The 468-nt window shown below is 36.8% G+C and carries 1 protein-coding gene; it reads right to left on the reverse strand.

Going from position 1 to position 468, the window contains the following annotated elements:
• Positions 1-292: cyclic GMP-AMP synthase DncV-like nucleotidyltransferase (locus tag RAD16_RS40955; RefSeq protein ID WP_458163684.1), on the reverse strand; the 292-nt coding region annotated here is incomplete at its 3' end.
• Positions 293-468 lie beyond the last annotated feature (176 nt).

The following is a 468-nucleotide window of genomic DNA, read 5'->3' on the forward strand; positions in this document are numbered from 1 at the left end:
GAAATTCTGCTGGTTCTGGACGTTGATCTTTCGATAAAGAACCAATAAAATAAACGCCATCATCTAAATCATAGTCGTCGTGTATTGGAGCTATTAACGTATCCATTATAAACGAGCCTTGTGTCTGAAATTCAATTTTGTGCGCATTCGGCAGCGTTAACCGAAACACATTGTAGCCGTTAGTAATACGTGCACGACGATTGTCTCTGACCAAAACAAGCTTATCTCTTTTGGGCTCTGATAATCGAATCTTTTTGTTATAATCTTGAAATAGTCCATGAGTATTTGCCATCGTATCAATTGGTCTTAAATGTTTTGTGATTCTTAAAATATGCCTTTATATCTGGGTCTTTAGCAGCTAAAAGACCCCTAATGTTCCCTTTACCTTTTATAAATTTTATTGCTTTCGGTGTCGCGCAATCGAGCTTAACTAGCTTTTTTTGATCTCCAGAAATTTCTTCAGAAGGA

Source organism: Bradyrhizobium sp. 18BD, from assembly GCF_054185225.1.